Origin of the sequence: Xanthomonas sp. WHRI 7065, from assembly GCF_040203115.2 — a bacterium.
Lineage (GTDB): Bacteria > Pseudomonadota > Gammaproteobacteria > Xanthomonadales > Xanthomonadaceae > Xanthomonas > Xanthomonas arboricola.
Genome location: NZ_CP168194.1, coordinates 1,096,338 through 1,117,014, shown reverse-complemented (window position 1 = coordinate 1,117,014; position 20,677 = coordinate 1,096,338). Strand labels below are relative to the sequence as shown.

The following is a 20,677-nucleotide window of genomic DNA, read 5'->3' as shown; positions in this document are numbered from 1 at the left end:
ACGCCAGGCACTGCGATGAGCGGCCTGCTGTGTTACTGCCGCCAGGGCTTCGAGCCGGAGCTGGCCGCCGAGTTGAGCGCGCGCGCCGCATTCGTCGGCATCGCCGGCTATGCACGTACCCAGCGCAACGACGGCTATGTGCTGTTCGTCTGCGATGAGGCCGCACAACTCGCTGCGAAACTGCACTGGCGCGAGCTGATCTTCGCGCGGCAGAAGCTGGTGGTGATTGCCGAACTCAAGGGCATCGACCCCAAGGACCGCATCACGCCGATCCTGGCCGCTCTGGAAGGCCAGCCGCGTTTCGGCGATCTGTGGGTGGAACACCCGGATTCGGACGCGGGCAAGCCGCTGGCAGGGCTGGCGCGCAGCTTCGGCAATGCCTTGCGTCCGGCCTTGCGCAAGGCCGGCCTGCTCACCGACAAGCCGCAGTCGCGCCTGGCACGGCTGCACATCTGTTTTCTCGATGGCGACCACGCCTTGCTGGCGGTGGCAGATAGTGCCGACAGCGCGCCCTGGCCTCTGGGCATTCCACGTTTGAAGCTGTTGCCGGAGGCGCCATCGCGCTCGGCGCTTAAGCTCGACGAAGCCCTGCTCACCCTGCTCGCGCCGGACGAACGCGAAGCGCTGGTTAAACCCGGCATGCGCGCCGCCGACCTGGGCGCAGCTCCCGGCGGCTGGACCTGGGTGCTCACCCGCCAGCACCTGCATGTCACCAGCGTCGACAACGGCCCGCTACGCGAGCACGTGCTGGAGACCGGCCTGGTCGAGCATCTGCGTGCCGACGGCTTTCATTGGAAGCCTGCGCAGGCGCTGGACTGGATGGTCTGCGACATGGTCGAGCAACCGCGCCGCGTGGCCGAACGCATGGCCACCTGGATCCGCGAAGGCTGGTGCCGCAACACCATCTTCAACCTCAAGCTGCCGATGAAAAAGCGCTGGGACGAGACCCGCCTGTGCCTGGACCTGTTCGAGCAGCAGGCCGAGAAATCGCTGATCGTGCGTGCCAAGCAGCTGTATCACGATCGTGAGGAGATCACGGTGTTGGCGATGCGGGATTAGGGACTGGGATTCGGGATTGGGGAATCGGGAATCGTAAAAGCGGGGGATTGGTGGCGTTGTTGCTGTGGGTGCTGGCGGGTATCGCATTACTTTGGTGTGGCGTTCCACATCAGCGCAGTCGGCAGTGCTGGCAGTACGGCGTGATTGATCGGCAGCCGCTTTCGGTGCTGGACTGCACGGCCCTTGGGGACTTCATCGTGGCAGGCTGGTACGGGCCAGCCTGCGCCTGGATTGGGCGGGCCAGCTCCGTCGATTGACGGAGCTTAGGCGCGATCAGAGCACGATTCGCTTGCTGCCCTCGCGGGCCGAGCGGTAGATCGCATCGACGATGCGGATGTCGCGCAGGCCTTCTTCGCCGGGCGCGCGCAGCGGGGTGCCGTTGATGATCGCCAGCGCGTCCTCGTCCATCTGCAGCGCCTGCTGGTGCGGCACCTTGGCATCGAACACGCGCCCGTCGCTGGCCTTGCCGGTCACGCCCTGGTAGCTCTGGAACGGCAACAACTCGTACCAGCCGCGCTCGCATTCGGCACGCAGCACATTCATGTTGTTGCCGAAGCTGGTCTTGCACTCGGCACGCACCGCGTTCGGGAATTCCAGGGTGAAGTCCATATGCTCGTCGACTTCGTCGAACAGTTCGGGGCGATCGGTCCAACGCTTGGCGGTCACAGCCAACGGCTCGCTGCCCACCGTGTAGCGCGCGGCATTGAGCGGATACACGCCCATGTCGTACATCGCACCGCCGCCGAACTGGGAGCGCAAGCGCCACGGACGATCGGCCTTGGTCGCATCGTGATAGCCGTTGTACCCGGCCTCGGCGCGCACACGCTGCATCGCGCCGAACGGCTTCTCGCTGGCCATCGCGATCAGGCGACGCGTGTTGGGTTCGTGCTGCATGCGGTAACCGATGGTCAGCGCCACCTTGTTGCGCTTGCACGCCGCGATCATCGCCTCGCACTCGCCGGCATGCATCGCCATCGGCTTTTCGCACCAGACGTGCTTGCCGGCCGCCGCTGCGCGCAGGGTCAGCGGCGCATGCAGATGGGTCGGCGTGACGATATAGACCACGTCGATGTCGTCGTTGTCGGCGATCCGGTCGAAGTTCTCGTAGTTGTAGACGTTGCGGTCGGCGATGCCGTACTTGGCTTGCCACTGCGGAATCTTCGCGGGCGTGCCGGTGACGATGCCGGCCAGCTTGCAATGCTTGGTCAGTGCCAGGCCCGGCGCGAGCTGTTCGCTGGCATAACTGCCCAGACCGGCCAGTGCCACATTGAGCGGTTTGCCCGGCTTTTTCTTCGGCAACGCCCAGCCGGGCGCAGCAAGCAGGATGCCTGCACCGCCGAACGCGGCGAGCAAACGGCGACGTGTGATCGATTCCACGGACATGCAAACCTCCTTGGCAAGATTGAGAGCGGCTGACACCATCGCGTGCGTTCGTCAGCGACGACAACACACTCGCACCGGAGTGTCAGTGGGTACATGCCGCACCGCGCCCAATCACACTGCCCGCAGGTGGGCGCAGTGCTGCTGTTGGTCGCTCGTCGGCCAATGCTGCCCGGGCACCTTACTTGATCGTGCGTGATCACCGCCATGGCCGCTGCGCACGTTCTGGCACACTGGCAACGATCCCATCTGGAGCATGCCGCATGACCGCTGTTGCCCGCCATCGTTTCCTGCCATTGGCCTTACTGTTGTCCAGCTCGCTGGCGATCGCTGCCGATGCGCCGTTCGTTGCGCGCGACCTGATCGGCGACGGCGCCTTCACCCACAATGCCGAAGGTCCTGCAGCCGGACCGGATGGCGCGCTCTATGCGGTGAATCTGGGCAAGGACGGCACCATCGCACGCATTGCCCTGCACGCCGATGGCAGCGCCAAGGCAGAGGTGTTCGTGACCTTGCCCGAGGGCAGCACCGGCAATGGCATCCGCTTCCGCGACGGGACGATGTACGTGGCCGATTTCACCGGCCACAAGATCCTGCAGGTGAACCTGCAGACGCGCGCGGTCAGCACCTTCGCCTCGCTACCCGATGCCGACGGCCCCAACGATCTGGCAATTGCGCCCGATGGCAGCTTCTATGCAAGCGACCCGAACTGGAAGGACAACAGCGGCCGCCTGTGGCACATCAGCCGCGATGGCGTCGTCGCGTTGATGGAATCGGGCATGACCACGCCCAACGGGTTGGACGTCAGCCCCGACGGGAAGCATCTCTACGTCAACGAAAGCATGTCGCGCAAGGTGTGGGTATACGACCGCGTCGATGGCGGCCTGCGCAACAAGCGCCTGCTGATCAGCTTCCCGGACTTCGGCATGGATGGCATGCGTTGCGATGCCGACGGCAACCTCTATATCGCCCGCTACGATGCCGGGCAGATCGCGGTGGTCTCGCCGCAGGGCAAGTTGCTGCGCACGGTCGCGTTGAAAGGCCGCAAGGCCAGCAACGTCGCGTTCGGCGGCACCGATGGCAAACAGGTGTTCGTCACCTTGCAGGATCGTGGCGCAGTTGAAACGTTCAGGTCCGATCGCCCGGGCCGCGAAACCGGACGCTGAAACTGCTGCGCGCGTCGCAACGGTTCTCAGGTCGCGCAACAGCGTCCTGGCATCCTGCAGGTCACCCGTGGAGGACTCCCCATGCAACCGATCGAACTCAAGGACGCGGCTGCCTTCGGCAACGAATTCCTGCGCCTGACCCTGCTGCAGGGATTCCAATCGCTGACCAAGCGCGATCTGGAATTGCTGATCTTCGTGCTGCTCGAACGCGACGGCGCCATCTCGCGCAACAGCTCCAACGCGATGGTCGCGCTGCAGCTGCGGGTGACCTCGGCCAAGGTCAAGGCGTTGCGTCGCGACGGCTATGCGCGCTGGCGCTCGCTTGTGCCCGAAGAAGGCGACGCGGCAATGCAGCGCATCGTCGCCAACGTGCTCACCGAAGACAACCTGCGCTCCGGTGCCAAGCACGTCAGCGAGCGTAGCCGCAAGGAAGGCTTTCTGGCGGTGCGCATCGAACACCCGGATGACGCGCAGCAATTCGAACAGGCCATCCTGGATGTGGGTGCCTTGCCGGTGTACGAGCGCAATCGCGAAGTGGTCGCGGTGCGCTTCGACACGCTGCTGAAAGTCGCCGAGCGCTGGGGCTATCTGCAGCCGGATCCGCAGGCCACCGTGCGCGAGCTGCAAAAGCTCACACCCACCGCCGAAGAAGTGGCGGACCTGTTGAAGAAGGACATCGCGCAGGTGCGTTGGGAAGACGTACGGCGCGCGCTCAACAGCCTGGGCGCCAAAGCCGTGGCCAGCACTGCCGAGGGCGGTCTGAAGGGCTTGTTGAAGATCGTGTTTCCATTCATCCCCGGCTGAGCCGCTTTCCTGGATGCGGCGTGCGACGGTGCGGTGTGGCCATGGGTTCCGATTGCCGATGCCGCATCGCGCACGCCGCACCGTCAGCTAGTGCATGCAGGCACTGTCGTCAGACATCGAGCGCACGTTGCACACCTCAGGACGCCCGACAGCCTCTCTGCTTGCGGGCTGTTCCACATCAGGGGGATCTGATGACCACCGTTCGTACCGTTTCGTTTTCCGTATTGCTGCTGCTCGGCGGCCACGCGCTCGCGCAACAGGCGCCGACGCCGGCCAGCAGCATGCCGCTGATCGATGTGCCCAACGTGATTCGCACCCAGCCGCTGTCCAGCGGCGAGGTCACCCATCAGGCCCAGCTGGAGCGTCCGCGCGGCGAGTCCAGCGTGATCGTGCGCTCGATCCAGCCCAACAGCGTGGTCGGCAGCTACCGCATCGATTTCCAGGCCATGGATACCGACGGCGACGGCAGCATCAGCCGCGCCGAGGCACAGGCCAACCCGGCACTGGCCGATGAATTCGACGCGCTCGACACCCAGCACAGCGGCCACCTGAGCCGCGAACAGCTGGCCGGCTGGCTGATCCAGTAAGGCATTCGGCAGCATCGCAAACAGGGCCGTGCGCACCCGCGCTACGCAGGCGCGCACGGCCCTTCGTATATGACCACCACAACCTCTTGCAGTGCCCGCTTCGGTCGGCTAGATTGTATTTAACGGATACAATTTGGATGGATCGATGAGCGCTCGCCTGGCCCTTGCCGCAGACCTTGGCTATCAATTGCAGCTGGCGACCCTGGCCTCCAGCCACGCCGCGCGCCAGGAACTGGCCGAACTGCACCTGACTCCGGCGCGCGTCACCGCCTTGATCCATATCCGCGATCAGCCCGGCTGCGACCAGACCGAACTGGGCAACCGCCTGCTGGTCAATCGCGCTGCCGGCATGAAGATCGCCAACGCACTGGCCGAGCAGGGCCTGATCGAGCGCCTGGCCGGCCGCGACCGACGCAGCAAGGGCCTGTACCTCACCCCGCTTGGCGAGCGCACGCTCGGCACCGCCCAGGGCTGCCTGGCGCGGGCGGTCGCGCGCACCTGCACCGGCCTGCAGGCCAGCGAGCAGCAGACCTTGCTGCGCCTACTCTGCAAGTTGAACGCCAGCGCCACGTTGGAACGGGCAAACGTGCCGGACGCCGCGCTCGCCGAAGAACTGTGACTTCCACTCTGTACCGACTCGAAGGAGACGCCGCTTGAACGAGCATGACGTGGTATCGGTCCGCATCGAAAACCGCATTGCCTGGGTGAAGTTTGCACGCCCCGACAAACGCAATGCGATGAGCCCGGCGCTCAACCGCCGCATGATGGACGTGCTGGACGAGCTGGAATTCGACGACAACGTCGGCGTGCTGGTGCTCGGTGGCGAAGGCACCGCCTGGTCGGCCGGCATGGACCTGAAGGAATATTTCCGCGAGACCGAGGCCCAGGGCCTGCGCGGCGTGCGTCGCTCGCAGCGCGAATCCTACGGCTGGTTCCGCCGCCTGCGCTGGTACCAGAAACCCACCATCGCGATGGTCAACGGCTGGTGTTTCGGTGGCGGTTTCGGGCCGTTGTTCGCCTGCGACCTGGCGATCGCCGCCGACGAGGCGCAGTTCGGCCTGTCGGAAATCAACTGGGGCATCCTGCCCGGCGGCGGCGTCACCAAGGTCGCGGTGGAACTGCTGTCCATGCGCGATGCGATGTGGATGACACTGACCGGCGAAATGGTCGACGGCAAGAAGGCCGCCGAATGGCGTCTGGTCAACGAAAGCGTGCCGCTGGAACGGCTGGAAGCACGCACCCGCGAAGTGGCCCAGTTACTGCTCAAGAAGAATCCGGTCGCGCTGAAGTATGCAAAGGACGCGGTGCGCCGGGTCGGCACCATGACCTACGACGAAGCCGAAGATTACCTGGTGCGCATGCAGGAAGCGGCCAATTCCTTCGACAACAACGCCCGCAAGGAAGGCATCCGTCAGTTCATCGATGAGAAGAGCTACAAGCCGGGCCTGGGCGAATACGACCTGACCAAAAACAGCGCCTGAGCACGTCCTACGGCGCCTGAAGCGATGCGTGCAGCACGCGCATCGCTGGCGCTGCCAGTGGTTTTCTGCACCGAGGAGGGAGTATGGAAGCCTTGTCCGCAACCCTGCGCGGAATCGCCGCGCGTGGGCCGTTGGGCCTGTTCATCGACGGCCAATGGCGCGCAAGCAGCGGCGATCGCGACGTCGATGTGATTGCCCCACACACCGAACAACGCCTGCTGCGCTACACCGAGCCCTCGCCGGCAGACACCGAGGCGGCCATCGCCGCCGCGCGTGCCGCGTTCGACAGCGGCCCCTGGCCGCAGCTATCGCCGCAAGAGCGTGGCGTCGTGCTCAAGCGCGTGGCCACACAGCTGCGTGCGCGCCTGCCGGAGCTGGCCGAGGCCTGGACCGGACAGGTCGGCGCCACGATCGGCTTCAGTCGCCGCGCCTCGCAGCAGGCACCCGGCCTGTTCGACTATTACGGCGATCTGATCGCGACCCATCCGTTCGTGGAGCCGCGTGCACGTGCCAACGGCGGCCGCGTGCACATCGTGCAGGAGCCGGTGGGTGTGGTCGCCACGATCACTCCCTGGAACGCACCTCTGGTACTGCTCTGCTACAAGGTCGCTGCGGCCCTGGCGGCCGGTTGCACGGTGGTGGCCAAACCCTCGCCGGAAACGCCGATCGATGCCTACATTCTGGCCGAGTGCATCAGCGCCGCCGGGGTGCCCGATGGCGTGTTCAATCTGCTACCCGGTGGTCGCGAGGTCGGCGAACAGCTGATCCGCCATCCGCAGGTGGACAAGGTGAGTTTCACCGGTTCCACCCAGGCCGGGCGGCTGATCGGGGTGGCCTGCGCCGAGCGGCTGGCGCGGGTCGGGCTGGAGCTGGGCGGCAAGTCGGCCGCGATCGTGCTGGACGATGCAGACATCGCCAAGCTACTGCCCAGCCTGGTGCCCTACTCGATGCCGATCACCGGCCAGGTGTGCTTCGCACTCACCCGCGTGCTGGTGCCGGCGCAGCGACGCGAGGAGATCCTGCAGGCGTACTGCGCGGCCGTTGGCGCGCTCAAGTTGGGCGACCCGTTCGCAGCGGAGACCGGCATGGGCCCGTTGGCGCTTGGCCGCCAGCTCGAGCGCGTGCAGTCCTACATCGCACAAGGCCGCGCCGAGGGCGCACGCCTGGTCATGGGCGGCGGCCGGCCGACGCATCTGCCGCGCGGCTTCTTCATCGAGCCGACGGTGTTTGCCGAGGTGACCCCTGACATGACCATCGCCCGCGAAGAGATCTTCGGCCCGGTGGTGAGCTTCATCGATTACCACGACGAGGCCGACCTGATCGCCAAGGTCAATGCCAGCGACTTCGGCCTGCACGGCACGGTCTACAGCGAGGATCCCGATCGCGCCTACCGCATCGCCCGCCGCGTGCGCAGTGGCAGTCATTCGATCAATGGCATGTGGGTGGACTTCGACATGCCGTTCGGCGGGGTCAAGCACTCCGGGATCGGCCGCGAAGGCGGCGTCGAAGGGCTGCACGCCTTCCTGGAAACCAAAACCATCTACCTCAATTAGGCCCTTCAGCCCACCGACCGCGCAACCAACACAGCGCGGTCGCAACGCGATGCGACAGGCACTGCCTTGTCCGTCGGTTCCTGCGGTGTGTCCGCACTTTCTGGTGAACGTTCGCCAGGTGTCCTGGCGCAGGCGTCAACCTTCAGCCGCAGCCGTCGCACTCACGCCAGTCACTCCCCCAATCTGCATTCGGAAGACAGCGCCATGACCATGCCGACCGACTCGATCTCCTTCCACGCCCGCCTCACCCCACACCGGCTTGCCGCCCGCGACCTGCTGCAGGACCGGCAATGGACGTACGCAGAACTGGATATCTTGATCGGCCGTCTGGCCGCCTTGCTGCAGGCGCGCGGCTGCATCGATGGCGAACGGCTCGCCGTGCTGGCGCGCAATTCGGTCTGGCAGGTGGCGCTGCATTTCGCCTGCGGACGCGTCGGCGCGATTTACGTGCCGCTGAACTGGCGGCTGAGCACGGCCGAACTGGATGCATTGCTGCAGCGCGCCGAGCCACGCCTGCTGTTGGGCGACGACGTTGCGGCAGGGCGCACCGATGTCGCCTCGCTGGCCGACTTCGTCGATGCGGCGAACACGCTCGAGCCGGCGGACACCGGGTCGATTCCCCCCGAACGCATCAGCCTGATCCTGTTTACCTCCGGCACCTCCGGCCAGCCCAAAGGCGTGATGCTGAGCGAGCAGAACCTGCAGCAGGTGGCGCACAACTTCGGCGTCACCACGCGCGTAGATGCCGGCAGCAGTTTCCTGTGCGAAGCGCCGATGTTCCACATCATCGGCCTGGCCACCAACGTGCGCCCGGTGCTGGCGGTGGGCGGCTCGATCCAGGTTTCCAACGGCTTCGAGCCCAGGCGCACGCTGGGCTGGCTGAGCGACCAGTCGCTGGGCATCACCCATTACGTCGGCGTGCCGCAGATGATGCAGGCCTTCCGCAGCCAGCCCGGTTTCGACGCGGCGTCGCTGCGGCATCTCACCGCGCTGGTCAGCGGCGGCGCGCCGCATGCCAGCGATGACCTGCTCGGCTGGCTGGACGACGGTGTGCCGATGGTCAGCGGCTTCGGCATGAGCGAGGCCGGCACAGTGTTCGGCATGTCGGTGGACTGCGCGGTGATCCGCGACAAGCTGGGCGCGGTCGGCATTTCGACCCCTGCAGTGCAGACGCGCGTGGTCGATGGCGATGGCAACGACTGCCCAGTCGGCGTGCCCGGTGAGTTGTTGTTGCGCGGCCCCAACCTCAGCCCCGGCTACTGGCGCGACCCGCAGGCAAGCGCCGCCGCGCTCGACGAGCACGGCTGGTTCCGCACCGGCGACATCGTGCGGCGCGATGCCGACGGATTCTTCTGGGTCGTCGATCGCAAGAAGGACATGTTCATTTCCGGCGGCGAGAACGTGTATCCGGCCGAGATCGAAGCGCTGCTTGCCGATCACCCGCAGGTACGCGAATGCGCAGTGGTGGGGATCGCCGACCCGCAATGGGGGGAGGTGGGCTACCTGGCGATCGTACCGGCCGACGAGACGCCGGATCTGGAGCAGATCCGCGCCTATCTGATCGAACGGCTGGCCAAGTACAAGGTGCCCAAGCACCTGCGCGTGGTCGAGGCACTGCCGCGCACCGCGACCGGCAAGCTGCAGAAGGCGCGCCTGAAAGATGCGCTGGCCACCGAGACGTGATGCGGCCGGATGTGGATTACGCCGCGAGCAGCCGGCAGTGACCCGCAGGCTCGCTGCCCCAGCCAAGGCAGCGACCGATGCCAGACAGCACAACGGGCAGCCTGAGCTGCCCGTTGTGTGCATGCCGCACTCCAGCGCCATCCCGACACGGCAGCGGCTTGCGCCGCGCATGCCGCGCTCAATCGATCACGCGGACTCGCCCAGCAACAGGTTGTCCTCGCTGATCTGGTCGTCCACCCACACCGCCCCCTGCTCGGCCATGACCGCCAACTGGTGTTCCAGTTCGCGCATCAACAGGCGCACGCCGGGCTTGTGGATGGCACTGCCATCGCGATAGATCACCCCGCCTGCGCGCGCCTGCGACGGCTGCTGCAGCTGGAAGGCACGCAGCTCGCCGCGTGCGATATCCCCGGCCACCATCATGCTCGGCATCACCGCGATGCTGTCGGTGCCGAGCAGGATCTCGCGGGTAAAGCTGGCCGAACTGGAACGCAGCTGATCGCGCGTGGCCAGCCCGTGCTCGCGCATCACCTGCGCCACGTCGCGCTCGACATGCTGGCTCAGCGTCGGCAGCACCTGGCGATACGCAGCGGCTTCGGCAATGCGCACCTGGCCGTTGGCAAACAGGGGGTGATCGCTGCGCGCCACCAGTGCGATCGGGTCCTGGTACAGCACCTTGCGGATCAACGCGTCGTAGCGGGCCAGCGGATACAGCCGGCCCACCACCAGGTCGATCTCGTTACCGGCCAGCTTGGGCAGCAGTTCGTCGGTGCGCCCATGCAGCAGGCGTACCCGCAGCGTGGGCTCGGCGCGATACAAGGCGGCCAGCACGGCCGGCAACAGGCCGCTGGCGGCGACCGGCAACGCGCCCACGGTGATGGTGAGCGCATCGTCCTGCAGCAGCCCCTCGAAGGTGTCCTGCGCGCGGCGCAACTGGCCGAGCACGACATGCGCGGTCTGTACCAGCACCTCGCCCATCGCATTGGGGCGCACGCCGCGCGAATGGCGCTCGAACAGCGGCGCGCCGACGATCTCTTCGATCTCCTGCAGGGCACGCGTCAATGCGGGCTGGGTGACGTTCAAGACGCGTGAGGCGCGGAGCAGGCTTTTCTGCCGGTCCAGCGCCTCGATGACACGTAGATGCCGGACCTTGATGCGGTGTTCGAAGAACACAGAGGACATGGTCATGGGGGTAGACCTTACGTTGGGAAGTCGGGGAATGCGGCGGGACGGCACCAGGCCGCCGCCTGCAGCTCAGCGTGCATCGGGTACACGCCGGGTCTGCATGAAATCTTCGAAGGATTCGCCACGCATGATGGCGTAGACCTGCAGATTGGTCATGCGCACCACGCGGGCGAATTTTTCGATGACGAAGAAATTGGCGCCGTACTGCACCAGGCCGAGCCAGTCGCGCGCACGGATCAGCGCCTTTTCATGCTCGGTGAGGCCGGCTTCCTGCATCAGGGTTTCGGAATCTTCCAGAAAGCGGTCGCGCCATGGGGCGCGGATCATATGCCAGAAGAATCGGTTGATGCGCAACGCGCGGTTGCTGGTGCGCAGATCGAACAGGTAAGTGCCGCCGATCTGGTCCATGCCCTGTACTTGCGGATTCATCGGCCGGCCCTCATGCAGCATTCGCGGTAGACGTGGCGTGCGCGAGCAATTGCGCCGAAGACGGCGCGTCAGCGGCTTCGACGCCCGGCTCGTACAGCACCACCGTCATCGCGGTGGTGGTCATCAGGTAGTAGTTCTGATGCAGCTTGCGGATCGGTCCGCCCAGCGCGCCACGCATCGCCAGCCACATGATCTGCTCCACGCTCTCGGCGCCACCCAGGCGCACGTAATCGGTGTGGGTGAGATCGGTCAGCGTTTCCGGCGCATGCTGGAAGCGGTCCAGAAATTCCATGTCCCAGTCGGTGTTGTTGAAACCGGTGCGCTCGCCGTGGATCTGATGCGACAGCCCGCCGGTGCCCACCACCACCACCCTGAGATCTTCCGGATAGGATTCGATCGCCCGCCGCACCGCCTGGCCCAGGCGATAGCAGCGGCGCGCGGTCGGCAGCGGGTACTGCAGCACGTTGATCGCGATCGGCACCACCGTGCCCGGCCAGTCCGGCACGTGCGGCCACAGCAACGGCAGCGGCGCAGCGCAGCCATGGTCGATCGGCTTGTCCTGAAAGACCGTCAGATCGAACTCGTCGTTGACCAGACATTCGGCGATATGCGCCTGCAATTGCACATCGCCGCGGATCGGCGGCAGGTTGCGCAGCCCTGCGCCTTCGTCGGCCACCGGGAAGCGCTCGCCGATGCCCAGGGCGAAGGTCGGATACAGGTCGAAGAAGAACGTCGTGCAATGGTCGTTGTAGAAGAACACCAGCACGTCTGCCTGCTGCTCGGCCAACCAGGCAGCTACCGGTGTGTAGCCATCGAACAACGGCTTCCACAACGGATCCTGCTGTTTGCCCTTGTCGTAGGCCACCCCGATGGTGGGAACGTGCGAGGTTCCGATGCCGCCGATGATGCTTGCCATGCTGCACTCCTGCGATGCACGCCGGCCACCGCTGCTGGCCGATTGCGCATCATTGATTGAGTCGAAATCCGTCCCGCCTTGGGATCCCAACAACGCCGACCAGCCACTCCGGACCGCCAAAACGGTATCCTTGGGATCCAAAGTGCCACCAAGCGCTCTCATCTGCAAGGTTTTTATACCGGTTTTGCGAGTTTTCCCCGTCGAAGGAACGTGCGCTGCAGTACGGCGCGAGAGAATGGAGCCAATGGCGAACAACCACCGATTGCAAGCGGTCCAGCAGCTACGCGAACTGATCCTGTGCGGCACCTTCGCCCCCGGTGAGCGCATCACCGAGGCCGCGCTGGCCGAACGACTGGCCATCTCGCGCACTCCCATCCGTCAGGCCCTGCCAGCCCTGTGCCAGGAAGGCCTGCTGGTGCAGGCCGGCAACCGCGGCTATGCGGTGCGACGTTTCAGCCAGCAGGAGAGCCTGGACGCCCTGGCGGTGCGTGCCCTGATGGAAGGCATGGCCGCACGCGCCGTCGCCGAACAGGGCGCCTCGGCTGCCTTGCTGGCCACGCTGCATGCCTGTCTGGGCGAAGGCGACCGGATCCTGGCCTCGCGCAGCCTGGATGCCGACGACGAGCAGGCCTATGGCGCGATGAATGCCCGCTTCCACCGCGCCATCGTGGTGGCCGCCAACAAGCCGATCCTGACCGAGACCGTGGACCGGTGCACCGTGGTGCCCTTCGTCAGCCCGGTCAATGTGGTGTTCGGCCAACGCTCGCCCACCCTGGCCTACGACGATCTGTACTACGGACATCGGCAGCACGGCGCCATCGTCTCGGCCATCGAACAACGCGATGGCGCGCGTGCCGAACTGTTGTTCCGCGAGCACGCAAATACCCAGCGCCACAGCATGGGCATCTGACGCGCGCACAGGTTTGCCGCGGACAGCGTGCACTGGCCTGGCGCAGCAGCCTGCACAGATTCATAGCTCGAACGTGGGATCACCCGGCCTTGCGCTGCATGCAGCGTTGCCTGCATCAGCGTGCTGCATTCGTCTGCGCCGCGGCATGCACGCAGATACACCGGCGTGCATGCCGCGGATACCTGCGGATTTCCACGCCAGAGAGTCCACGCTAGAGGGAATGCACGAACATCAGGTTGACGCTGGTGCCGGCCACCGAATTCTTCACCTCTACCGGCAGATAGACATTGAAATTCAGCAGGTTGTTGGCATCCAGCCGCCAGGACAGCCCCGGCCCGAGATAGAACTGCATGCGTTTGCTGTCCGGCACACGCTGCCCGTTGGTGCGATTGTCCTTCAGCTGCTGCAGGTAATACCCGTTGATGCCCAGGCGCAGTTGCTCGTTGACCTTCACCGAGCTGGCCAGGTTGGCCCACAGCACATCGCCGGCCTGACCATTGCGAAAACGGAATCCCGGGATCGGCGGTATGCCGCCGGCGCGATCGGTGCGGAAATTGTAGAGATAGTTCAGCCGCATGCTGATCTCCCAGTTGTCGCTGGGTTGTACGGTGAACGCCCAATGCGGCGCCACCGACCAGAATCCGGTGCTCTGGTTGATCGCGACATCGCGATCGAATTTGCCCACCGGAGCAAACGCATCGATCGCGAACCGCTGGAAGAACAGGATTCGTCCGTTGCGCATCACCGGGTCGATCTGCAGCGCCGGGCCGAAGGAAATGTCGCCCATCCCGAACCCGTTGCCGCGCAACTGCACCGGGCTGTCTGCAGCGAAGGACGTGTCGTAGTTGACCAGCGGCACGATCGTATTGAAGCTCAGCGACGCGCGCTTCCACCGATAGGGCGTGACATAGATCAGCTGGGTCAGCAGGACGCTGACACCGACCTTGGGATCGCGGAAGGCAGCCGAATCGTCGCCGCGCGCGTCCTTGATCGCGTCGAAGTCGTAGTGGCGCAGATACTCGATCACCGTCCAGCCCGGCGTCGAGGAGCCGAAGCCATCGAGAAAACTTGTCCCGCCCAGGTTGATGCCCTGCGGCGGTGCAGCGGTTTCCGGCACCGCTTGTGCGGATGCCGCAACGGGCACGCCGGCGCCAAGCAGTGTCAGCAAGGTCAGGACACGGCGCCGGTACGACGGCAACCGTGGCGGTGCAACAGCACAGCAGGCAGATGAGCTCACGCGTTCCACTAGGCGATTCTCCAATGCGATGGATGGATGACTGCGGCGCGACGTGGGGGAGGAAAGCGGTGCTGCGGTACGCGGCGGCGGCGAACGCGCCGTCTGTGCGTCGTTGAATCGGTTCGAGGCAGCGATCAGTCAGCGCCGATGCGCATCAGCAAGGCGCCAAGCCGCTGCTTGAACAACCAGCGCCCCTGCTCCAGTACCAGCACGTCGTCGAAACTGCCGAGCAACGCAGGCGATTGGGCCGTCCAGGGCGGCGCTGTCGAGGTGTCTGCAGCGGTGTAGAGCAGGACCTTGCTGTGCGCATGCGCCAGGGTCGGCGACTGGATGCTGACCAGGGTGTTGAGCATCAGGTGACAGGTCGTCCGCGGCGGACGGGCGCGGAACGATTGCAGAATCGCCTCGCGCCCGTGCACCGGCAGCTCCGGCGCACTGGGGCGGGCGAACACGCCGTCGGCAGTGAACAATGCGGCGAGGCCGTCGTGATCGTGACGATCGTTGAGCAGCGCGAATTGGCGAATCACCTGCTCGCAGGCAATGATGATCGATGCATCGTCGGGCATGCAGCCTCCTCGGGTCATTACTGAAAAACCGACACGCCTGATCAGCGACGGCAGCGCACGCGCCGCCAGCCGGACCGGGCCGCCATCACGCGTCCTGCAGCCAGTCGCGCATTGCTGCACTGACGGCCGCGGGCGCTTCCAGAGGCGCCATATGCCCGCTGTTTTCGAAGACCACCAGCCGTGCGTGCGGGATCTGCTGCGCCATCTGCTGGTGCTGGGCCAGGGGGCTCCAGACGTCCTGCCGACCCACGCCCAGCAAGGTCGGGCAGCGGATCTGCGCCAGCACCGGCGCGGCGTCGGGGCGCTCCAGCAAGGCTTCGATCTGGCCGGCGTAGTCCTGCACGCTATGCCGCTGCACCATCGCCATCAGTGGGTTCATCAGCTCGGCATCGGCGTGCCGGTCCGGATGCAGCATCGGCGGCAGCCATTGCCGTGCCAGCGCCTGCATGCCTTGCGTCTGCGCAAGCCGCACCAGCGCCGCGCGCTGCTCATGCTCGCCGTCGCGGCGTGGCGCGATGCCGGTGTCCAGCAAGGCCAGGCGCTGCACCCGTTGCGGCGCCTGGCGCATGATCTCCAGCGCCACCCGCCCGCCCATCGAATGGCCGGCCACTGCGAACTGCGGCGGAGCGACGGCCAATACGTGTGCCGCCATCTGCACGATGCTGTCGAAGCCGGCGAAGTCCAGCACCTGCACCTCGGCCAGATCGCTCAGCGCCGCGCGTTGCGGCTGCCAGATGCTGGCGTCGCAGAGCAGGCCGCAGAGCAGCAGCAGGCCGGGCTTGGACGAACGGGTGGTGGAAGATGACATGGCTCGACTGTAGCCACGCCGGCTGCGCCCGTCGTATGGAACATGCTGCCCGCGCTATAAGCGAATCCACATACCAAGACATGGCCGACGCCGTGCGCGTCGGCCCTCAGGCGATCACGCGCTGCCGGAGGCGCGCTTCCACAGCACATCGACCAGCGGCGGCAACTTGCCGGCCAGCCCGAGCACCGACCCGCGCAACAGGGTCAGGTGCATGTCGTCGTTGGAGAACACCGTGTTGATCGCATCGAAGCCATACGCGGCCACGGTATTCTCGCTGCGCCGGGTGCGCGCCCAGCGCTGCAGCCGATGCGGGGCGGCCCAGTCCGCACGCTTTGCCAGCGCATTGCGCACTTCATCGCGCAGCGCAGCAACATCGCGCAGGCCCAGATTGACGCCCTGCCCGGCCAGCGGATGCACCACGTGCGCGGCATCGCCCAAGGTCAGCACGCGGCCGCTGACGTATTGCTCCACCAGTTGCCGTTGCAGCGGAAACGCCGTGCGCGCGGAGACCACCCGCACCTGCCCCAGCCGCGCCGCGAAGGCCTGGGTCAGCTCGCGCGCGAAGTCGGCATCGTCCAGCGCCAGCACGCGCGCGGCCTCGGCATCCGGCAAGGTCCATACGATCGAACTGCGTCCATCGGCGAACGGCAGGAATGCCAGCGGGCCGGTGGTCAGGAAACGCTGCCAGGCAGTGGCCTGATGCGGCTCTTCGGTCTCCACGAAGGCGACCACGCCGCGCTGCGCGTAGGCATGCCGCGACACCGGCAGACCGGCGAGCTCGCGCAGGGTCGATGCGGCGCCGTCGGCAGCGATGGCGAGCGCCGCTTCCAGGCGGCTGCCATCGTCCAGGCGCAGGCGCACGCTGTGTGCATCCTGCTCCAGCTCGACCACGCGTGCCGGGCAATGCACCTCGATGCCGGCCGCGTGCACGGCGGCCCACAGGCGATCGACCAGCACCGCGTGTTCGATGATCCAGCCGAGTTGTTCGCGGCCCAGGGTGTCGGCATCGAAGCTCAGCTCGCCGCCACCGGCCGCATCCCAGACCCGCATGCGCCGGTACGGCTGCACGCGGGCAGCGCGCACCAAGGACCATACGCCCAGGCTGTCGAGCAATGCGGCATTGTCGGCGGCGAAGGCATAGACGCGTAAATCGGACTGGTCGGCCCGCCAGCGCGCGGGCTCGCGGCCTTCGATCAGAGCCACGCTCAGGCCGGCATCGGCCAGCGCCAGCGCGCAGGCAGCACCAACCACGCCACCGCCGACGATCAAGGCATCGCGGCTACCACGGCGACTCATGCGACGCCCCTGCACAACTGCGGCACATCACCCCGGAAACCCATCGCCCCGCCGACCAGCATCGACTGCAGCGGCGCCGCCTGCGAGGTGGCGAGCAGGCCGAGGCTGCGCAACGGCCGCAGCAACGGCGCCGGATTGCCGGTGAGCCGCGCCAGACCGCTGGAAAACCCGATGGTCTGCTCGCGGTCCACGCGCCGCCGCGCCAGGTACTCGGCCAACAATGCGCCCGCCCCGGCATCGCTGCGATCGTGCTCGATCAGTTCGGCCAGCGTCAGTGCATCGCGCAAGCCGAGGTTGAAGCCTTGCGCGCCAATCGGATGCAGCGTCTGCGCGGCGTTGCCCAGCAGCACCACGCGCTCGGCGACCAGCTCGTTGGCCAGCACCTGCACCAGCGGGTACGCGCTGCGCTCGCCGCTGGCGACAAAGCGCCCGGCGCGCCATCCGGCCGCCCGCTGCAACCGAGCCAGCCAGCCGGTCTCGTCGAGCGCGGCCACCGCCTCGGCCTCGGCGCGCGCCACGCAGTGGATCGCGCCGTAATGGCGGTCGCCGCGCGGCAACAGCGCGGTCGGCCCGTGCTCGCCGAAGCGCTCCCAGGCGGTGCCATCCGGTGGGCGCGAGGCACGCACCCGCGCCACGAACAAGGTCTGCAGGAAGTCGTGCGCATCGCTGCCGATATGCAGCAGCTCGCGCACTGCGCTATGGGTGCCGTCGGCGCCGACCACCAGCCGGGCCTGCACGCGCTGCTCGCCATCGGCGGTGGCAATCCGCAGCGCACGCAGACCGTCCTGCACCGGCTCGACCCCGATGCAGCGTGCCGGGCGATAGCGGCGCAGCCGAATCAGCTCGTCCAGGCGTGCCTGCAAGGCCTCACCGAAATCGCGCGCCACCACCACCTGGCCGAAGCTGTCGCGGCCGTAATCGGCCGCGTCCAGCTGCACACGGCCGAAGTCGCCGGCCCGGCTGACGTGGATGCGCCGGATCGGCCCAGGGGCGCTGCACAGCTTGGCCATCACCCCCAGCACGCTCAGCGCATTGACGGTGGCGGCGGCAAAACTCAGGTTGCGCTGGTCGAACACCGCTGGCGGCGTGCCGGCCGGGGTGGCTTCCACCAGCCCGACATCCAGGCCGATGCGGTCCAGCGCAATCGCCAGGCTGGAGCCGACCAGGCCGCCGCCGACGATCAGAACGTCATGTGGATATGTCATTGCCACATGATAAGCCTTCGCCCGTGACCCGTTGCCGCGCCCGGGTGGGACAGCTTGCCGCGCCCTAGCTGGTCTGGCGCGGCCGGCTGATCGCGCAGGGAGCGCTGCCCGACCCTTGCCGGTGCAGGGCGCATCCGGACACCCACCGATTTGCGTCCGCCGTGTCCAGCAACGCGGCACTAGGCGGTCGCCTGCGTCAGGCGGCCACCGCAAGACTGCCAATGGCGCGGGCATGCCGGGTTCCACGCTACACTCGCCAGCCTGTGATCCAGCCACCTCCGCGCATGACTCCTCGCTCGCACGACACCCTGGTTTTGAGTCTGCTTGCCGTCCTGATGGCGGCCACGCGGATCAATCACTTCGCGCCGATCCCGGACGCATCCTGGGCGGTGTTCTTCATCGGCGGCTTCCATCTGGCCGCGCGCACCAGGCTGGCGTTCCCGCTGCTGATGCTGCTGGCGGTGGCGGTGGATTGGCTGGTGATCACCAACCAGGGCCTGAGCTTCTGGCAGCACTACTGCGTGTCGCCGGCGTACTGGTGCCTGATCCCGGCGTATTTCGCGCTGTGGGCCGGCGGCGTGTGGCTGCGTCGGCAGTATCACGGCGCACAGTGGAGCGCGCTGGCCCGGCTGGTGCCGGCGCTGCTGCTCTCGGTGGCGCTGTGCCAGTTGATCGCCCAGGGCAGCTTCTACTGGATCAGTGCCAGCGTGGCCGAGCCGACCGTGGCCGGCTGGTTCAAGAACTACACCGACTGGCTGGGACCGTATCTGCGCAGCGCCGCGCTGTATGTCGCCGCAGCCGCGGCGATCCAGGTGGCCGCCGAGCGCCTGACCAGCGCACCCGGCCAGACCCAGGCCGGCTGAGATGGGCAACCGGCTCTCGCGGATCTATACGCGCACCGGCGACGACGGCAGCACCGGGCTGGGCGACGGCAGCCGTACCGGCAAGGACGCGCTGCGGGTCAACGCCTACGGCACCGTGGACGAGGCCAATTCGGCCATCGGCGTGCTGCTGGCCGCCCCCGGTGTGCCGGAACCGATCGCCGAGCTGCTGACCACCGTCCAACACCAGTTGTTCGATCTGGGCGGCGAGCTGTGCATCCCCGGCCATGCCGCCATCGATAGCGCCGATATCGATGCGCTGGAGCGCCAGCTGGACCTTTTCAACGACACGCTGCCCCCGCTGAAGGAGTTCATCCTGCCGGCCGGGGGCGAGGCCGCTGCGCGCTGCCACCTGGCCCGCACCATCGTGCGTCGGGCCGAGCGCGAGACCGTTGCGCTATCGCGCCAGGAGACCGTGCGCAGCGAGGCGATCGGTTACCTGAACCGGCTGTCCGACCTGTTATTCGTGCTGGCGCGCGTGCTGGCGCGCGCCGATGGCCAGCAGGAAGTGCTGTGGCGGCACGACCGCCGGCGCGGCTGAGCTGCACATGGCACGGCGGACAGGCTAGATTTGCCCCATGTTGGTCTTTACCCATCCCGCCTGCCTCGGTCACGACGCCGGCCCCGAGCATCCCGAGAGCCCCGCCCGCCTGGAAGCGGTGGTGGAGGCTCTGCGCGACGCGTTCCCGGACCTGGACTGGCGCGAGGCGCCGCTGGCCAAGCTCGGCGACCTGTGCCGGGTGCATGAGCGCGAACAGGTCGACGCGGTGCTGGAAACCGCCTTCGAAGGCCACCATCGGCTCGACGTAGACACCGTGATGTCTCCCAGCTCGCGCGCGGCAGCATTGCGCGCGGCAGGTGCCGGCATCGCCGCGGTGGACGCGGTGATGCAGGACGCCACCCGCACCGCCTTTTGCGCAGTGCGCCCACCCGGGCACCACGCCACCGCGCAGGTGTCGATGGGCTTTTGCCTGTTCAACAACATTGCCGTGGCCGCCGCGCACGCGCGCGACCGGCATGGGCTGGAACGCATCAGCATCGTGGATTTCGACGTCCACCACGGCAACGGCACGCAGGCGATCTTCGAGCGCGACCCGAGCGTGCAGTATCTCAGCACCCACCAGTCCGGGCTGTATCCGCACTCGGGCAGCGTTTACGAGCGCGGCATCGGCAACATCCACAACCTGCTGCTGCAACCAGGCAGCGACGGGCTGCGCTTCCGCAACGTGTGGGAAGACGAGATGCTGCCACTGGTGGATGCCTTCCGCCCGCAGCTGATCCTGATCTCGGCCGGCTTCGATGCTCATCTGCGCGATCCGCTGGCCGATCTGATGCTCGATGCCGACGACTTCGCCTGGCTGACCGGCGCGCTGCGCACCCTGGCCGAGCGGCATGCCCGTGGCCGGGTGGTGTCCATGCTGGAAGGCGGCTACGACCTGCAGGCCTTGCGCGAAAGCAGCGTGGCGCACGTGGCCGCGCTGCGTTGAACCCTACCGGCGCCTTGCTCGCGCTCCCATCGCGATGAACCTCG

At 66.8% G+C, this 20,677-nt stretch carries 21 protein-coding genes; 12 read left to right on the top strand and 9 right to left on the bottom strand.

The genetic code is table 11. The features are described from left to right. Window positions 1-15: 15 nt before the first annotated feature. Complete coding sequence (gene rlmM / locus ABQY64_RS04715; RefSeq protein WP_349780367.1) at window positions 16-1,059, top strand: 23S rRNA (cytidine(2498)-2'-O)-methyltransferase RlmM; 1,044 nt, start codon at window positions 16-18, stop codon at window positions 1,057-1,059. Window positions 1,060-1,332: 273 nt separating this feature from the next. Here the strand turns inward: rlmM and ABQY64_RS04710 are convergent, their stop codons facing one another. After that, window positions 1,333-2,442, bottom strand: a complete 1,110-nt coding sequence (locus tag ABQY64_RS04710) for a Gfo/Idh/MocA family oxidoreductase (RefSeq protein WP_349780366.1) — start codon at window positions 2,440-2,442, stop codon at window positions 1,333-1,335. Window positions 2,443-2,702: 260 nt separating this feature from the next. On the opposite strand from ABQY64_RS04710, the gene ABQY64_RS04705 reads away from it, so the two are divergent. The 7 genes from ABQY64_RS04705 to ABQY64_RS04675 all read left to right on the top strand — a co-directional run bounded on the left by ABQY64_RS04705 (window position 2,703) and on the right by ABQY64_RS04675 (window position 9,713). Continuing rightward, window positions 2,703-3,605, top strand: coding sequence for an SMP-30/gluconolactonase/LRE family protein (locus ABQY64_RS04705; protein WP_166772571.1), 903 nt, complete (start codon window positions 2,703-2,705; stop codon window positions 3,603-3,605). An 81-nt stretch (window positions 3,606-3,686) separates the two neighbouring features. Beyond that, window positions 3,687-4,409: a hypothetical protein gene (locus ABQY64_RS04700; RefSeq protein WP_016900745.1), complete on the top strand. Its 723-nt coding sequence runs from the start codon at window positions 3,687-3,689 to the stop codon at window positions 4,407-4,409. A gap of 191 nt (window positions 4,410-4,600) precedes the next feature. After that, window positions 4,601-4,996, top strand: a complete 396-nt coding sequence (locus ABQY64_RS04695; RefSeq protein ID WP_039530569.1) for a hypothetical protein — start codon at window positions 4,601-4,603, stop codon at window positions 4,994-4,996. Between the two features lie 145 nt (window positions 4,997-5,141). Then, complete coding sequence (locus tag ABQY64_RS04690; protein WP_024938266.1) at window positions 5,142-5,615, top strand: MarR family winged helix-turn-helix transcriptional regulator; 474 nt, start codon at window positions 5,142-5,144, stop codon at window positions 5,613-5,615. Window positions 5,616-5,649: 34 nt separating this feature from the next. After that, window positions 5,650-6,477: a p-hydroxycinnamoyl CoA hydratase/lyase gene (locus ABQY64_RS04685; RefSeq protein ID WP_016900748.1), complete on the top strand. Its 828-nt coding sequence runs from the start codon at window positions 5,650-5,652 to the stop codon at window positions 6,475-6,477. Between the two features lie 83 nt (window positions 6,478-6,560). Next, complete coding sequence (locus ABQY64_RS04680; RefSeq protein ID WP_104623372.1) at window positions 6,561-8,030, top strand: aldehyde dehydrogenase; 1,470 nt, start codon at window positions 6,561-6,563, stop codon at window positions 8,028-8,030. Window positions 8,031-8,234: 204 nt separating this feature from the next. Continuing rightward, window positions 8,235-9,713: an AMP-binding protein gene (locus ABQY64_RS04675; RefSeq protein WP_104623373.1), complete on the top strand. Its 1,479-nt coding sequence runs from the start codon at window positions 8,235-8,237 to the stop codon at window positions 9,711-9,713. 186 nt (window positions 9,714-9,899) lie between these two features. Here ABQY64_RS04675 and ABQY64_RS04670 read toward each other — a convergent pair whose 3' ends face one another. The 3 genes from ABQY64_RS04670 to ABQY64_RS04660 all read right to left on the bottom strand — a co-directional run bounded on the left by ABQY64_RS04670 (window position 9,900) and on the right by ABQY64_RS04660 (window position 12,243). Next, window positions 9,900-10,901, bottom strand: coding sequence for a LysR substrate-binding domain-containing protein (locus ABQY64_RS04670; RefSeq protein WP_016900751.1), 1,002 nt, complete (start codon window positions 10,899-10,901; stop codon window positions 9,900-9,902). Between the two features lie 66 nt (window positions 10,902-10,967). Next, entirely contained in the window at window positions 10,968-11,327 is a 360-nt protein-coding gene (locus ABQY64_RS04665; protein WP_039523676.1) for a protocatechuate 3,4-dioxygenase, read from the bottom strand. Between the two features lie 10 nt (window positions 11,328-11,337). After that, window positions 11,338-12,243 (bottom strand): gallate dioxygenase, encoded by a 906-nt coding sequence (locus tag ABQY64_RS04660; RefSeq protein WP_024938270.1) that lies wholly within the window; start codon window positions 12,241-12,243, stop codon window positions 11,338-11,340. A gap of 235 nt (window positions 12,244-12,478) precedes the next feature. On the opposite strand from ABQY64_RS04660, the gene ABQY64_RS04655 reads away from it, so the two are divergent. Beyond that, entirely contained in the window at window positions 12,479-13,153 is a 675-nt protein-coding gene (locus ABQY64_RS04655; protein WP_024938271.1) for a GntR family transcriptional regulator, read from the top strand. Between the two features lie 211 nt (window positions 13,154-13,364). On the opposite strand, the gene ABQY64_RS04650 is transcribed toward ABQY64_RS04655, so the two are convergent. The 5 genes from ABQY64_RS04650 to ubiH all read right to left on the bottom strand — a co-directional run bounded on the left by ABQY64_RS04650 (window position 13,365) and on the right by ubiH (window position 18,265). Continuing rightward, window positions 13,365-14,399, bottom strand: coding sequence for a transporter (locus ABQY64_RS04650; RefSeq protein ID WP_349780365.1), 1,035 nt, complete (start codon window positions 14,397-14,399; stop codon window positions 13,365-13,367). A 125-nt stretch (window positions 14,400-14,524) separates the two neighbouring features. Beyond that, the gene (locus ABQY64_RS04645; protein ID WP_039523669.1) at window positions 14,525-14,956 is read right to left on the bottom strand and encodes a nuclear transport factor 2 family protein; all 432 of its coding nucleotides are present in this window, start codon (window positions 14,954-14,956) and stop codon (window positions 14,525-14,527) included. An 85-nt stretch (window positions 14,957-15,041) separates the two neighbouring features. After that, window positions 15,042-15,764, bottom strand: a complete 723-nt coding sequence (locus ABQY64_RS04640) for an alpha/beta fold hydrolase (RefSeq protein ID WP_047125963.1) — start codon at window positions 15,762-15,764, stop codon at window positions 15,042-15,044. A 114-nt stretch (window positions 15,765-15,878) separates the two neighbouring features. After that, on the bottom strand, window positions 15,879-17,060 hold the full coding sequence (locus tag ABQY64_RS04635; RefSeq protein WP_349780364.1) for a UbiH/UbiF family hydroxylase: 1,182 nt from the start codon (window positions 17,058-17,060) through the stop codon (window positions 15,879-15,881). Then, window positions 17,057-18,265 carry a 2-octaprenyl-6-methoxyphenyl hydroxylase gene (gene ubiH / locus ABQY64_RS04630; RefSeq protein WP_349780363.1) on the bottom strand — a complete coding sequence of 403 codons (1,209 nt, stop codon included), beginning with the start codon at window positions 18,263-18,265 and terminating at the stop codon, window positions 17,057-17,059. The genes ABQY64_RS04635 and ubiH overlap by 4 nt, the downstream gene beginning before the upstream one ends. 284 nt (window positions 18,266-18,549) lie before the next feature. On the opposite strand from ubiH, the gene ABQY64_RS04625 reads away from it, so the two are divergent. The 3 genes from ABQY64_RS04625 to ABQY64_RS04615 are packed head-to-tail and all read left to right on the top strand — an operon-like array spanning window position 18,550 to window position 20,633. Further along, window positions 18,550-19,128: a hypothetical protein gene (locus tag ABQY64_RS04625; RefSeq protein WP_039515445.1), complete on the top strand. Its 579-nt coding sequence runs from the start codon at window positions 18,550-18,552 to the stop codon at window positions 19,126-19,128. Between the two features lies 1 nt (window position 19,129). Beyond that, window positions 19,130-19,687: a cob(I)yrinic acid a,c-diamide adenosyltransferase gene (locus tag ABQY64_RS04620; RefSeq protein ID WP_039515447.1), complete on the top strand. Its 558-nt coding sequence runs from the start codon at window positions 19,130-19,132 to the stop codon at window positions 19,685-19,687. A gap of 37 nt (window positions 19,688-19,724) precedes the next feature. After that, entirely contained in the window at window positions 19,725-20,633 is a 909-nt protein-coding gene (locus tag ABQY64_RS04615; protein WP_349780362.1) for a histone deacetylase family protein, read from the top strand. The last annotated feature ends 44 nt before the right edge of the window (window positions 20,634-20,677 follow it).

What these genes read in the sequence shown, in the direction of transcription:
- ABQY64_RS04680 (WP_104623372.1), top strand. Translation starts at nt 6,561, where the DNA reads ATGGAAGCCTTGTCCGCAACCCTGCGCGGAATCGCCGCGCGTGGGCCG.
- ABQY64_RS04645 (WP_039523669.1), bottom strand. Translation starts at nt 14,956, where the DNA reads ATGCCCGACGATGCATCGATCATCATTGCCTGCGAGCAGGTGATTCGC.
- ABQY64_RS04635 (WP_349780364.1), bottom strand. Translation starts at nt 17,060, where the DNA reads ATGAGTCGCCGTGGTAGCCGCGATGCCTTGATCGTCGGCGGTGGCGTG.
- ABQY64_RS04710 (WP_349780366.1), bottom strand. Translation starts at nt 2,442, where the DNA reads ATGTCCGTGGAATCGATCACACGTCGCCGTTTGCTCGCCGCGTTCGGC.
- ABQY64_RS04655 (WP_024938271.1), top strand. Translation starts at nt 12,479, where the DNA reads ATGGAGCCAATGGCGAACAACCACCGATTGCAAGCGGTCCAGCAGCTA.
- ABQY64_RS04640 (WP_047125963.1), bottom strand. Translation starts at nt 15,764, where the DNA reads ATGTCATCTTCCACCACCCGTTCGTCCAAGCCCGGCCTGCTGCTGCTC.
- ABQY64_RS04695 (WP_039530569.1), top strand. Translation starts at nt 4,601, where the DNA reads ATGACCACCGTTCGTACCGTTTCGTTTTCCGTATTGCTGCTGCTCGGC.
- rlmM (WP_349780367.1), top strand. Translation starts at nt 16, where the DNA reads ATGAGCGGCCTGCTGTGTTACTGCCGCCAGGGCTTCGAGCCGGAGCTG.
- ABQY64_RS04620 (WP_039515447.1), top strand. Translation starts at nt 19,130, where the DNA reads ATGGGCAACCGGCTCTCGCGGATCTATACGCGCACCGGCGACGACGGC.
- ABQY64_RS04690 (WP_024938266.1), top strand. Translation starts at nt 5,142, where the DNA reads ATGAGCGCTCGCCTGGCCCTTGCCGCAGACCTTGGCTATCAATTGCAG.
- ABQY64_RS04660 (WP_024938270.1), bottom strand. Translation starts at nt 12,243, where the DNA reads ATGGCAAGCATCATCGGCGGCATCGGAACCTCGCACGTTCCCACCATC.
- ABQY64_RS04705 (WP_166772571.1), top strand. Translation starts at nt 2,703, where the DNA reads ATGACCGCTGTTGCCCGCCATCGTTTCCTGCCATTGGCCTTACTGTTG.
- ABQY64_RS04625 (WP_039515445.1), top strand. Translation starts at nt 18,550, where the DNA reads ATGACTCCTCGCTCGCACGACACCCTGGTTTTGAGTCTGCTTGCCGTC.
- ABQY64_RS04675 (WP_104623373.1), top strand. Translation starts at nt 8,235, where the DNA reads ATGACCATGCCGACCGACTCGATCTCCTTCCACGCCCGCCTCACCCCA.
- ABQY64_RS04670 (WP_016900751.1), bottom strand. Translation starts at nt 10,901, where the DNA reads ATGACCATGTCCTCTGTGTTCTTCGAACACCGCATCAAGGTCCGGCAT.
- ABQY64_RS04665 (WP_039523676.1), bottom strand. Translation starts at nt 11,327, where the DNA reads ATGAATCCGCAAGTACAGGGCATGGACCAGATCGGCGGCACTTACCTG.
- ABQY64_RS04615 (WP_349780362.1), top strand. Translation starts at nt 19,725, where the DNA reads ATGTTGGTCTTTACCCATCCCGCCTGCCTCGGTCACGACGCCGGCCCC.
- ubiH (WP_349780363.1), bottom strand. Translation starts at nt 18,265, where the DNA reads ATGACATATCCACATGACGTTCTGATCGTCGGCGGCGGCCTGGTCGGC.
- ABQY64_RS04700 (WP_016900745.1), top strand. Translation starts at nt 3,687, where the DNA reads ATGCAACCGATCGAACTCAAGGACGCGGCTGCCTTCGGCAACGAATTC.